This window comes from Formosa haliotis (assembly GCF_001685485.1).
GTDB classification, from domain to species: Bacteria; Bacteroidota; Bacteroidia; order Flavobacteriales; family Flavobacteriaceae; genus Formosa; species Formosa haliotis.
In genome coordinates, this window is the sequence record NZ_BDEL01000001.1 from 2,757,861 (window position 1) to 2,770,601 (window position 12,741).

The 12,741-nt window shown below is 35.8% G+C and carries 11 protein-coding genes; 9 read left to right on the plus strand and 2 right to left on the minus strand.

Going from position 1 to position 12,741, the window contains the following annotated elements:
- The first annotated feature begins 54 nt into the window (after window positions 1-54).
- The 9 genes from A9D35_RS11395 (at window position 55) to A9D35_RS11435 (ending at window position 9,995) form a co-directional block, all read left to right on the plus strand.
- Complete coding sequence (locus A9D35_RS11395) at window positions 55-1,452, plus strand: PSP1 domain-containing protein (RefSeq protein ID WP_066223141.1); 1,398 nt, start codon at window positions 55-57, stop codon at window positions 1,450-1,452.
- Window positions 1,439-1,933: a gliding motility lipoprotein GldH gene (locus tag A9D35_RS11400; protein ID WP_066223143.1), complete on the plus strand. Its 495-nt coding sequence runs from the start codon at window positions 1,439-1,441 to the stop codon at window positions 1,931-1,933. Before A9D35_RS11395 ends, A9D35_RS11400 begins: the two co-directional genes overlap by 14 nt.
- 4 nt (window positions 1,934-1,937) lie before the next feature.
- A complete protein-coding gene (locus A9D35_RS11405; protein ID WP_066223145.1) occupies window positions 1,938-4,253 on the plus strand; it encodes a penicillin-binding protein 1A in 2,316 nt (771 codons plus the stop codon).
- Between the two features lie 304 nt (window positions 4,254-4,557).
- On the plus strand, window positions 4,558-4,959 hold the full coding sequence (locus A9D35_RS11410) for a hypothetical protein (protein ID WP_066223146.1): 402 nt from the start codon (window positions 4,558-4,560) through the stop codon (window positions 4,957-4,959).
- Window positions 4,960-4,962: 3 nt separating this feature from the next.
- Window positions 4,963-5,283: a GLPGLI family protein gene (locus A9D35_RS11415; protein ID WP_066223148.1), complete on the plus strand. Its 321-nt coding sequence runs from the start codon at window positions 4,963-4,965 to the stop codon at window positions 5,281-5,283.
- 84 nt (window positions 5,284-5,367) lie between these two features.
- On the plus strand, window positions 5,368-7,668 hold the full coding sequence (locus A9D35_RS11420; protein WP_141675522.1) for a TonB-dependent receptor: 2,301 nt from the start codon (window positions 5,368-5,370) through the stop codon (window positions 7,666-7,668).
- Between the two features lie 457 nt (window positions 7,669-8,125).
- The gene (locus A9D35_RS11425; protein ID WP_066223149.1) at window positions 8,126-8,818 is read left to right on the plus strand and encodes a CoA transferase subunit A; all 693 of its coding nucleotides are present in this window, start codon (window positions 8,126-8,128) and stop codon (window positions 8,816-8,818) included.
- A gap of 48 nt (window positions 8,819-8,866) precedes the next feature.
- Window positions 8,867-9,223 carry a four helix bundle protein gene (locus A9D35_RS11430; RefSeq protein WP_066223150.1) on the plus strand — a complete coding sequence of 119 codons (357 nt, stop codon included), beginning with the start codon at window positions 8,867-8,869 and terminating at the stop codon, window positions 9,221-9,223.
- A 118-nt stretch (window positions 9,224-9,341) separates the two neighbouring features.
- Window positions 9,342-9,995 (plus strand): 3-oxoacid CoA-transferase subunit B, encoded by a 654-nt coding sequence (locus A9D35_RS11435; RefSeq protein ID WP_066223152.1) that lies wholly within the window; start codon window positions 9,342-9,344, stop codon window positions 9,993-9,995.
- A 287-nt stretch (window positions 9,996-10,282) separates the two neighbouring features.
- Here A9D35_RS11435 and A9D35_RS11440 read toward each other — a convergent pair whose 3' ends face one another.
- Together A9D35_RS11440 and A9D35_RS11445 are read right to left on the minus strand one after the other, a co-directional pair.
- A complete protein-coding gene (locus A9D35_RS11440; RefSeq protein WP_066223154.1) occupies window positions 10,283-11,959 on the minus strand; it encodes an ABC transporter ATP-binding protein in 1,677 nt (558 codons plus the stop codon).
- Window positions 11,960-12,670: a 3'-5' exonuclease gene (locus A9D35_RS11445; protein ID WP_066223157.1), complete on the minus strand. Its 711-nt coding sequence runs from the start codon at window positions 12,668-12,670 to the stop codon at window positions 11,960-11,962.
- Between the last annotated feature and the right edge of the window lie 71 nt (window positions 12,671-12,741).

Consider the following 12,741-nt stretch of genomic DNA (forward strand, 5'->3'; position numbering starts at 1 on the left):
TACTAATCGTCTTCTGTTAATCGTTGATTATCAGAATCTATATATACATAATTTATGGCTTGTGAAAGTTGTTCAACAGGAAAAGATGGCCAGCCTAAGGGTTGCAAAAGTAATGGAACATGCGGAACAGATAGTTGTAACAAACTAACCGTATTCGATTGGTTAGCCAATATGACGCTTCCTAATGGCGAAGCACCCTTTAATTGGGTAGAAGTTCGTTTTAAAAACGGGCGAAAAGAATATTATAAAAATACCGAAAAATTAACCCTGAGCATAGGCGATATTGTAGCGACACAAGCTGCAAATGGTCATGATATTGGTATGGTAACGCTTACTGGAGAATTAGTAAGAGTACAAATGAAACGTAAAAAAATCCCTCAAGACGGGGAGGTTTTAAAAATATATAGAAAAGCATCGCAGCGCGATATAGATATCTGGTCCGATGCACGCGACAAGGAAGAACCTATGAAGGTTAGAGCACGCCAGTTTGCTATCGATTTAAAACTTCAAATGAAGATTTCCGATATCGAATATCAGGGCGATGCAAGTAAAGCAACCTTTTACTACACAGCAGAAGAACGCGTAGATTTTAGAGAGTTAATTAAAGTTTTTGCGCGCGAATTTAGAACGCGTATTGAAATGAAACAAGTAGGTTTCCGTCAGGAAGCTTCACGTTTAGGAGGTATTGGGTCTTGTGGTCGTGAGTTGTGTTGTTCTACCTGGTTAACAGATTTTAGATCGGTAAGCACTTCTGCAGCACGTTATCAGCAATTATCACTAAATCCGCAAAAATTAGCAGGACAATGTGGTAAACTAAAATGCTGTTTAAACTACGAGTTAGACACTTATTTAGATGCGCTTAAAGACTTCCCTAAAACAGAGATCAAGTTAAAAACAGAGAAGGGGATTGCCGTTTGCCAAAAGACCGATATTTTTAAAGGTCATATGTGGTATGCTTACGAAGGTGAGTGGATGAACTGGCATAAAATTACTACAGAGCATGCCCGAGAAATTATTGCTTTAAACAAGAAAAATGAAGCCGTTGCAAGTTTAGAAGAGTATGCGGTAGAATTGTTAGTAGATAATAAAGTAGAGTTCGAGAACGTTGTAGGTCAAGATAGTTTAACACGTTTTGATACCCCAACAAAACCTAAACGTAGACGAAACAATAGAAATAATAAAAACAATAAACCTAAAGCAGAAGCTGGAGTACAAGAGGCGAGAAAGCCGGCTCAGAAAAGACAGCCTGCAAAAAAAAGAACTCCAAATAGAAACGCGAATGCTAATGCAAATCCTAAGGCTAAACCCAATCCGAATGCAAAGGATAATGCCGGAGAAGCTAAGCCAAAAAGCAGACCAAGTCGAAATAGAAATAAAAGAAAACCACAAAATAAACAGAACACGCAGCGTTCAAATCAAAAACCAAACCCGAACACCAATGCAAAGGAGTAGTGCGATTTTATTTTTATTAAGCTTGCTATTTGTTGTGTCATCGTGCGATTCTAATCAGGTGTTCGATGCGTATAAAACTGTACCCGGGGCTTGGAATAATCAGGATGTTGTTCAGTTTAACTTTACAGTTCCAGACACCACAAATACGTATAATTTATTCGTAAACATCAGGAATAATAGCGAGTACAAATACAGTAATTTATTTGTCATTGTCGACTTAGAATTTCCACACGGAAAGACTTTAACCGATACTTTAGAATATAAAATGGCGAAACCTAATGGCGAATTTTTAGGCGAAGGGTTTAGTAGTATCAAAGAAAATAAATTGTGGTATAAAGAAGGGTTCATATTAAATGAATCTGGTAATTATACCGTTAACATACAGCAAGCCATGAGGGAAAACGGCAAGGTAAATGGCGTAATTAACCTTGATGGCATTACCGATGTTGGCTTCAGAATAGAAAAACCATCAACACATTAATACTATGGCAAAAAAGAAACAACCCGTTAAAGCCCGAAGCTATTCTAAGTTTATCTTATGGTTTTGGGGACTTTTCTTTGCAGGCGTTCTTGCAGTTGTTTTGCTGTTTTTATCAGCTTCATTATTTGGTGATTTACCAGATCATACCATTTTAGAAAATCCTAAAACAAATTTAGCTACCGAAATTATTTCTTCTGATGGTAAAACTTTGGGTAAATTTTATTTTAACGATAACCGTACTCCTGTGGGGTATGAAGATTTGCCTAAAAATTTAGTCGATGCCTTAATAGCAACCGAAGATGCGCGTTTTTACGAGCATTCGGGTATTGATGGGCGTGGAACCTTAAGAGCCATTGTAAAAATGGGTAAAGGTGGTGGTGCTAGCACCATTTCGCAACAATTGGCGAAACAATTATTTCATGGAGAAGGATCTAAAAATATTGTTGAGCGTATTGGGCAAAAAGTAAAAGAATGGATTATTGCCATTCGTTTAGAGCGTCAATACACTAAAGAAGAAATTATAGCGCAGTATTTTAATATTTACGATTTTTTAAATAATGCCGATGGAATTAAAAGCGCGGCCAGCATCTATTTTGGTAAACAACCTAACGAGTTAGATTTGCAGGAATCTGCTATGCTTGTGGGGATGTTTAAAAACTCTGCTCTTTATAACCCAAGAACGAATCCTGAGGGTGTAAAAAACCGTAGAAATGTGGTCTTGGCACAAATGCAAAAGTACGGTTATATTACAGAGCGAGTTAAAGACTCTGTACAACGAACAGATTTAGCATTAAACTACACTCCAGAATCGCACCGTGAAGGAATTGCAACTTACTTTAGAGAGTATTTAAAGAGGTTTATGAAAGATTGGATAGATAAAAATCCAAAAGCAGATGGCACGAAATACAATTTGTACAGCGATGGATTAAAGGTGTATACAACAATCGATTCGCGTATGCAAAATTATGCCGAAGAAGCTGTGCAACGACACATGATAAAATTACAGGCAGAATTCGATCATCAAAACACACTAGAAAGAAATCCAACAACTCCATTTTTAGGATTAGAACAAGCCGAAATAGATGGCCTTATGAATCGTTCTATGCGTCAATCTGAGCGTTGGAGAAAAATGAAATACGATCTTAAAAAATCGAATGAAGAAATTGTAAAATCGTTTAAGAAGCCAATTCCAATGAGTATTTTTTCTTGGAAAGGCGAGATCGATACCATAATGACACCTATGGATTCTATGCGGTATTACAAGAAGTTTTTACATCCAGGTATGATGTCTATGGATCCCGAAACAGGTCATGTTAAAGCATGGGTAGGAGGAATGAACTACAGGCATTTTCAATACGATCACGTAAAACAAGGAAAACGTCAGGTCGGTTCTACCTTTAAACCATTTGTGTATGCTACGGCTATAGACCAGTTACATTTATCGCCTTGCGATGAGTTTCCAGACGTACCGTACTGTATAGAAAAAGGACGTTGGGGGAATTTAAAAGATTGGTGTCCTAGTAATTCTGGCGACACTTATGGAGGTTCAAGAACGCTTAAAAATGCCTTAGCCAATTCTGTAAACACGATTACGGCGCGTTTAATGGATAAGGTTGGGCCAGCGCATGTTATAGAAATGGCGCATAAATTAGGTGTAACTACACAAATTCCAGAAGTGCCTTCTATCGCACTCGGAACCGTAGATTTAAGTGTGTTCGAAATGGTTGCAGCCTATGCCACATTTGCCAATCAAGGTGTGTATACAGAACCCGTGATGGTTACGAGTATAGAAGATAAAAACAATACTATTTTATACCAGTTTACTCCAAAAACTAAAGATGTTTTAAGTGAAGAGGTGGCCTATGTAACCGTAAAACTTTTAGAAGGGGTTACAGAAGGCGGATCGGGAACACGTTTAAGAACGCAAGGTTACGAAAAGTGGCGTGCAGAATATCGTGAAATTATTACTGGCTATCCATACGAATTTAAAAATCCGATTGCTGGAAAAACGGGAACAACGCAAAACCAAAGTGATGGTTGGTTTATGGGTATGGTACCTAATCTTGTAACGGGAGTTTGGGTTGGAGCCGAAGATCGTGCTACGCATTTTAAAACCATTACTTATGGTCAAGGAGCGTCTATGGCGCTTCCTATTTGGGGGATGTATATGAAGAGTTGTTATGCCGATGAAGAATTAAATATTTCGACAGCAGATTTTAAAGCTCCAGAAGAATTAACGATTCGTGTTGACTGTTCTGAAGAGATAGAAACCGAAGATGGTACACCAAAAGAAGATGTGCCTAGTGATTTAGATTTTTAGATTTTAGTCTCAGAGTTTTTAGTTTTATCTTTTCATGAATTGCTCGTGAGCTTGAATTTGGTTCAGGTTCACATTTGAGTGCGTTTTTTAGTGTTCTCCAATCAGCTCATTACTACTTTAAAAACTTGCAATATTTCTTAATTCTTCCATGAATTACGGTTTTTCCGTAATTGAAAATTGAAAAATTTCATGTTTTCGACGAACTACATGATTCTGAGTTTTTTAAATTCTAATAATTATTATAAGTTTTCTATTTTTATAGAATTGTAAGTGAATTCTTTAATATAGGCTTCTGCTGTTAATCATGAAAAAAAACATAAGCACTTTTATTTTATCCTTTTGTTTCACAGCTCTAGTAGCCCAAAATCCGGTTACCGAAGTCACGTATAAAACGGTTTTAAACTTCGCTAATCTATCCGAAAGAATGACCGATAAATATTCTAAATCAGAATTAAATACCATTGCAGAAGCTCGTTCGGGTTACGATGCGTTTAACTATACACTCTTGTTTAATAACGAGGAGTCACTTTTTTGGTTAAACCCTTTAGAAGTTGGTATGGAGTCTGAAGGTGGAGATAACGATCTCATTGTATTGTATAATCGGGAAAAAGCCACTAAATATTATAGGAATTTAAATGAAAAAGTATGGTTAGAAAATTTTATGAGTTCTGGAGATGGCTTATTACTTATAAGCAATACAGATTAAACCGTGGAATGGGATATTACAACTGAAACTAAGAAGATAGGGGAATATACTTGCTATAAAGCGAATCTAACCACAGGGAAAGTTGCTTTAGGTTACAGTGAAACTTCGCCGGACATTTCGGTATGGTTTACACCAGAAATAGCCGTGTCCTTTGGGCCTAAGAGTTTTAGAGATTTACCTGGTTTAATTCTAGAAGCAAGTGTAGGCCCTAGAGCGTATTATGCAACCATTATAAAATTTAATGTAGATAAACCTATAAATAGGTTGTCTGAAGGTAAGCCAATAACCAGAGAAGCATTACGAGCTAATCGGGCCAAGTTTTAATGTTTTTAAATTTCCCTTAGCTCCTTGATAACCTACAAAACCTACCTATTTAGTTTTCTTCTTTTTTTTACTATAGCTACGGCTATGGCACAACAAAGTACTTTAAGTGGTACGGTAAAAGATAGTTTACAAATTCCTTTAGAGTATGCCAATATCTTGGCGGTGCCAGACTCCAGTTCTAGTAAGGTTAGGTTTTCTATTACAGATAAAACGGGTTTTTATAAGATAGATTTAGATCGAGGTATAACGTACTCTATTACAGTAAGCCATTTGGGGCATGTTCCTCAATATGCTCAAGTAACAACGGTAGATGTAAAATATGTACGAGACTTTAGCATGCCAGTTCAAACCAGTCAGTTAGATCAAGTAGATATCGCCTATACACCTCCAATATCTATAAAAAGCGATACTATAAGCTATAGAATTGATACCTTCGTAACAGGGGAAGAACGTAAATTACGTGATGTTTTAAAAAAATTACCAGGAGTAGAAGTAGATCGCGATGGCAATGTTACGGCCAATGGTAAACGGGTGTCTAAAGTACTTGTAGAAGATAAAACCTTTTTTACTGGCAACAGCAAGTTAGCGGTTAATAATATACCCGCCGATGCCATAGCTCGTGTAGATTTATTAGATAATTATACCGATGTTGCTATGCTTAAAAATTTACAGAATAGTGAAGTTTTGGCGATGAACATTAAATTGAAAGCAGATAAAAAACAATTTTGGTTTGGAGATCTCGAGGCAGGAGGTGGAATAAAAGATCGCTATGTGGTGCATCCTACCTTGTTTTATTACAGTCCAGAGTCTACATTTAACTTTATTGGCGATTTAAATAATACTGGAGTTAAAAGTTTTACGTTTAGAGATTATATCGATTTTGAAGGCGGGTATTCTAAATTAAAAAAGCAATCTGGTAGTTACAGTAAACTTTCTAATGATGCCTTTTCTAGATATTTGAAAAACGAAGACTATAAAGCGCATACCAATCAATTTGGTGCTCTAAATGTAAGGCGTTCCTTAAGTTCGGTAACAGATCTTACGGCTTATGTTATTGTAAATAATGCGACTTCAGAAACCGAAAGAAATACAACCAATGCGTATTTAGATAATGACACGCCTTTTACAGAATATCGCGTCAACACAAATCAGTTGCAAACATTTTCTACCCTTGGTAAAATCACCTTAGATTACGACCCTAGTTCTCAGGAAGATTTGGCGCTTTCAAGCTTGTTTAAATTGGCACATAGTTCTAATACAGGACAAATTAATACGAATAGTATTTATGATAGTAATACAATTAGATCGGAGTCAAGTTTAGATCAAGTGCATCTTAATTTAGATCTACGTTATACCAGAAAACTATCTAGCAGTCATACTGCAACTTTAGAAGCAGACTACAGTTTTCAAAACGATAAACCACTTACAGAGTGGCGTACAGATGAAGAAATTTTACAAGGGTTAATTCCGTTACAAACAGATTCTGTTTATAATATTCTTCAGACTAAAAAGATGAATATTCACACGGCTAATGCAGTTGTAAAAGATTATTGGGTTCTAAATAAAAACAATCATATTTATACCACCTTAGGGAGTCAGTTAGCGTTTAACGATTTATATACTAACGATAGTCAATTGTTAAGTAACGGAGGGCTAAATGATTTTCAAACTTCCGGATTTGGAAACGATTTTACCTATCAGTTTATCGATAATTTTATTGGGTTGGAGCATAAGTTTCAGTTAGGAAAAGCCACCTTTAAACCTGGAGTTTTTTATCATTTTTATTACTGGAATACAAGTCAATATAAGCAAGCAACAACACGACGTACTAATGTGCTCCTACCTCAATTTAATACCGAAATTAAATTTAGCAATGGGAGTAGTTTAGAGTTAGATTACAGTTTAAATGCTCAATTTCCAAATGTAGAACAATTGGCTAGTCGGTATGTGTTAACCAATTTTAATAGCGTCTTTAAAGGAAACGACCATTTAGGTCATGAGTTATACCATAGGGTTGGTTTAACGTTTTTAAAGTTTAGTGTTATAAAAGGACTAAATTATTATGTATCTGCATCGTATAATAAGAAAGAAAAACAATTTAAAAATGTAACGCAGTTAGAGGGTTTAGAAAGTGTGAATACCACCATACTTTTTGATAGGCCAGAAGATAGTTGGAATGTTTACGGAAACATCGCTAAACGTATAAAGCGACTGCAGTTTAAATTAGTTGGTCATTTTAATTATAGTAATTTTTATCAGTTGCTAAATGCCGAAATCAATAAAAACAGTTCTAGAACGATTATGGCTAAAGCTAGTTTGAGCACACATTTTACATCCTGGCCCAATATAGAAGTGGGGTATTCAAAAAATATAAGTTTGTATTAGGCCATAGGCAGACATACAACGTTTAATAGAGATGCCCTTTTTACGGCTCTAGAATATGATTTCTTAAAAGCTTTTATATTTAAATTCGATTACGAATTAGACACGTTTCAGAATAAAGATGAAGATGTTTATAATACCTTCGATAATGCCAATGCTTCTCTGTTTTATCAGAAAGAACATAGTCCTTGGGGTTTCGAAATAGCGGCTAGAAATATATTCAATACCACATTTAATCAGCAAAATTATTTTTCTAATTATTTAATTAGCGACACCAAAATCTACGTGCTGCCTAGGATGTTACTTTTTAAAGTGATTTATAAACTCTAATTACGTCATTTTAAATCTTCAAATTGGTTGTTGGCCTACTTACCACTTCTATACATTGATTAATTATTACAATATTTAAAAAAGGCCTTTTTATTTCGTATTTTTAGGTTGAAATAAAACGCATATCGTTATGATAAATAAAGAGGTTTCAGGTGTTACAGTGGCTTTAGAAGGTGTTTCAGACCAAATGACTTTTATGTTGGGTGGTTTTGGTTTGTGTGGGATACCAGAAAATGCAATTTCCGAACTCGTAAAACGCAATGTAAAGAGATTAACCTGTATTTCTAATAATGCTGGTGTAGACGATTTTGGTTTGGGTTTATTGCTTCAGAAAAAGCAAATCAAAAAAATGATATCATCCTATGTTGGCGAGAATGACGAATTTGAACGCCAAATGTTAAGTGGCGAATTAGATGTAGAGCTTATTCCGCAAGGAACTTTGGCAGAACGGTGTCGGGCAGCTCAGGCTGGATTTCCTGCTATTTATACACCTGCTGGTTACGGTACCGAGGTTGCTGAAGGGAAAGAAACCCGAGAATTCGATGGCAAAATGTATGTGTTAGAACATGCTTTTAAAGCCGATTTCGCTTTTGTAAAAGCATGGAAAGGAGACGTCGCGGGAAACCTTATTTTTAAAGGCACGGCCAGAAATTTTAATCCAGTTATGTGTGGCGCTGCAAAAATTACGGTCGCTGAGGTTGAAGAACTAGTACCTGCTGGAAGCCTAGACCCAAATCAAATTCATATACCAGGTATTTTCGTTCAGCGTATTTTTCAAGGTAAAGATTATGAAAAACGGATAGAGCAGAAAACTGTAAGATAATGTAATAATTCTGTGAATGTATCAATTTAGCAATGGGATAACTTTTAGATGCTAGAACGAAAACCAAATATCATTTTAGAAAAATCAATTGCTTTTGCACTGTTGGTTATTACCTATTGCGAGAAATTAGAAACTAACAAGAAATATGTTATTGCTAATCAGTTATTAAAATCGGGGACAAGTATCGGGGCTTCTATTCATGAAGCACAAAATGCAGAAAGTAAGGCAGATTTTATTCATAAACTAAAGATAGCGGCTAAGGAATTAGAAGAAACTAAGTATTGGATTATGTTGTATGAACACTCCGAAAATTATGAAAACCCAAAAGAATTAAAGGAGCGAGTTAATGAATTGGGATTGATATTATATAAAATTTTGAGTACAAGTTATAAAAGTAAGAAATAGCACTCTTTTCATGAGTGAGTATTAAAACATTGGAATATTAATTAATGGATATATTGATTAGGGTTCCAATAGTAAGTATTGATACATTATTACATTAATTAATTATTACATTAAGATTATGTTAGACAAAACAGGAATTGCAAAACGTATAGCACAGGAAGTTAAGGATGGATACTATGTGAATTTAGGTATAGGCATTCCAACTTTGGTGGCGAACTATGTGCGAGAGGATATAGAAGTAGAATTTCAGAGTGAGAATGGGGTGCTTGGCATGGGACCATTTCCTTTTGATGGGGAAGAAGATGCCGATATAATTAACGCCGGAAAACAAACCATCACCACTTTACCTGGAGCCAGTTTTTTTGATTCGGCAACCAGTTTTGGGATGATTCGTGGGAAGCATGTGGATTTAACCATTTTAGGAGCGATGGAGGTTGCGGAAAATGGTGATATTGCCAATTGGAAAATTCCGGGAAAAATGGTTAAAGGTATGGGCGGTGCCATGGATTTGGTAGCCAGTGCCGAAAATATAATTGTTGCCATGATGCATACCAATAAAGCTGGGGATTCAAAACTTTTAAAACGCTGCAGTTTACCGCTTACTGGCGTTGGTTGCGTAAAGAAAATTGTGACCAACTTGGCCGTATTAGAAGTGACAGCTAACGGATTTAAATTATTAGAACGTGCACCAGGAATATCTGTAGATGCTATTAAAAATGCAACCGAAGGGATTTTAATCGTCGAGGGGGAAATACCAGAAATGAAAGTTTAAATAATGCTGAATTTTTGGAGTAATAACTGTTAAATGTTAAAAAATTATGCATTTCATCGAATATATGTTGCTTTTTAACGATAAATGAAAAATAATTTACATCTTTATAATCCCCAGAAATACTAATACAAATAGATCCCAAATCTACCAAAAACTAATAGCTTATGAATGTAACGTCAAATCTACCTGAAGAACCTAACTATTCCGAAAGTAAGTTCTACGTGGTTTATGATAACACTGTAGAGTTTATTAAAAATTTAGTGTATTTAGTTAAAAAAGTATTCATGTTATAATCCTTTAGGTATAGCTTGAATTAATTTTTTAGTGTAATCCTGATGCGGGTTGTTATATACAATATCCGCATCGTTTTTTTCTACAATCTCCCCTTTATTCATCACAATTAATTGGTCCGACATATATTTTACAACGGCAAGGTCGTGAGAGATAAATATGTAAGTGAATCCAAAATTGTCTTTCAATTCATTTAACAGATTTAAAACTTGGGCTTGTACCGAAATATCTAGTGCCGAAACCGATTCGTCGCACACGATTAATTTGGGTTGAAGTGCAATGGTTCGTGCTATACCAATACGCTGACGTTGTCCGCCAGAAAATTCGTGCGGATACCGGTTAAAATAGACTTCAGATAAACCTACACGGTTTAAAATATCGATAGTTTTAGCACGACGCTCCTCCTTGTTTTTATATAATTTATGCACGGTCATCGGTTCCATAATAGCTTCGCCAACTGTTAATCTTGGGTTGAGAGAGGCGTAAGGATCCTGAAAAATGATTTGAATGTCTTTTCTAAGCGCTCTCATCGCTTTTTTAGAGAGATTAGTAATATCGGTCCCTTTATAAATAATCGTTCCTGCAGTGGCTTTATCGAGCTGTAAAATGGCGTTTCCTAAGGTCGATTTTCCGCAACCCGATTCCCCTACTAATCCTAAGGTTTCACCTTCGTAAATTTTAAAACTGACATTGTTTACGGCTTTAAAGGTTTCGGTTTTACCAAACCAACCCGATTTAGACATGTACTCCTTTTCTAAATTTTTAACTTCCAGTAAAGGTGGCTGACTGTACAATGCCTTGTGCGCCATTTTCCGATCTTCTGGTGTAATAATTATTTCAGAAAAACTTTGGGTTAAATAGTCGTCTATGGTAGGAAGTGTTTTTAAGCGGACGTCCAATGATGGCCGAGAATTAATTAAGGCTTTGGTATAATTATGTTTAGGATGATTAAAAATACTAGCTACATCGGCTTGTTCAACAATATCACCTTTGTACATGACGAGCACGCGATGGGCAATTTCAGAAATTAAAGCCAAATCGTGAGTAATAAAAATGATACTCATTTTGGTTTTAGCTTGAAGTTCCTTTAAAAGTGAAATAATTTCTTTTTGAACAGTAACATCTAAGGCCGTAGTGGGTTCGTCGGCAATTAAAATATCGGGTTCGCAGGCAATAGCCATAGCAATCATAACCCGCTGTTTTTGTCCGCCCGAAATTTCATGCGGATAGGCGTTATACACCCTTTCTGGTTGTGGTAATTTTACCTGTTCGAATAAGTCTAAGACCTTTTTTTTAATTTCAGATTTCGAGCTAGAGGTGTGTTGCATAAGAATTTCTTCTACTTGAACACCACAGCGCATAGACGGATTTAAAGAACTCATAGGTTCTTGAAAAATCATTGCTATGTTATTCCCTCGAATATTTTGAAATGTTTTTTGAGAAATTTGGGTGAGATCTAAATTATTAAAATGAATTGCGCCTGAAACTGTAGAAATCCCTTTGGGTAAAAGTCCCAAAATAGCTAGTGATGACACCGATTTTCCAGAGCCCGATTCTCCAACAATTCCTAAAATTTCGTTAGGATTAAGATGGTAGGAGATTCCGTGAATAACTTCGTTTCCGTTAAAAGCTACGTTTAAATTTTCTATGTGTAATACCGGAGTTTCAGTCATTTAAATATGAATAATTTCGTCGTCGTTTAAAATCTCATCACCACGTAGTCGTAAAAATATTTGAGCCACGGCTATAGTATCTTTTTCGCAATACACGATAATGCGATCTATTTCATTTTCTTCGTAATATACACGATACACTTCGCTACCGTCAATATCGACTTTTGGTGATGGAATTCCTAAAATATGAGTTAGCAATTTTAGAGAAGTGTAATTTTTATAATCCCCAAATTTCCATAATTCTAAGGTGTCTAAATGGGGAACTTCCCAAGGTTTTTTACCAAATAAATTTAGTTTCTCTGGTAGCGGAATATTGTGTATAATCATACGGCGTGCAATATACGGAAAGTCGAATTCTTTGCCGTTATGGGCGCATAAAACTTGTCGCGGGTGGTTGTAATGGGTTTCCAAAAGGTTTTTAAAATCTTTTAAAAGCACAGTTTCTTCACCATAGAACGATGTGGTTCTAAATTGTCTCGTTTCACCTTGCAATCTGAAATAGCCCACCGAGATACAAACAATTTTACCAAATTCGGCCCAAATGCCAGCGCGTTCGTAAAACTCTTCGGCAGAAACTTCATTTCGCTGGTATTTCGATTTTAAATCCCAAAGGTGTTGTTTGGTTTCGCTTAACTCAGAAAAATGCTGCGTTTCTGGAACCGTTTCTATATCTAGAAATAAGATGTCTTCAAGGTTGAGTTTATGAATCATGACCGTCAATTATCCGTGAATAAGAAAATTACATTTTAATTTTGTGATATCAAAACGTAAGCGTTTATTGA

Coding starts and splice junctions, on each gene's coding strand:
- A9D35_RS11395 (WP_066223141.1), top strand. CDS start 55: ATGGCTTGTGAAAGTTGTTCAACAGGAAAAGATGGCCAGCCTAAGGGT.
- A9D35_RS11400 (WP_066223143.1), top strand. CDS start 1,439: ATGCAAAGGAGTAGTGCGATTTTATTTTTATTAAGCTTGCTATTTGTT.
- A9D35_RS11405 (WP_066223145.1), top strand. CDS start 1,938: ATGGCAAAAAAGAAACAACCCGTTAAAGCCCGAAGCTATTCTAAGTTT.
- A9D35_RS11410 (WP_066223146.1), top strand. CDS start 4,558: ATGAAAAAAAACATAAGCACTTTTATTTTATCCTTTTGTTTCACAGCT.
- A9D35_RS11420 (WP_141675522.1), top strand. CDS start 5,368: ATGGCACAACAAAGTACTTTAAGTGGTACGGTAAAAGATAGTTTACAA.
- A9D35_RS11425 (WP_066223149.1), top strand. CDS start 8,126: ATGATAAATAAAGAGGTTTCAGGTGTTACAGTGGCTTTAGAAGGTGTT.
- A9D35_RS11430 (WP_066223150.1), top strand. CDS start 8,867: ATGCTAGAACGAAAACCAAATATCATTTTAGAAAAATCAATTGCTTTT.
- A9D35_RS11435 (WP_066223152.1), top strand. CDS start 9,342: ATGTTAGACAAAACAGGAATTGCAAAACGTATAGCACAGGAAGTTAAG.
- A9D35_RS11440 (WP_066223154.1), bottom strand. CDS start 11,959: ATGACTGAAACTCCGGTATTACACATAGAAAATTTAAACGTAGCTTTT.
- A9D35_RS11445 (WP_066223157.1), bottom strand. CDS start 12,670: ATGATTCATAAACTCAACCTTGAAGACATCTTATTTCTAGATATAGAA.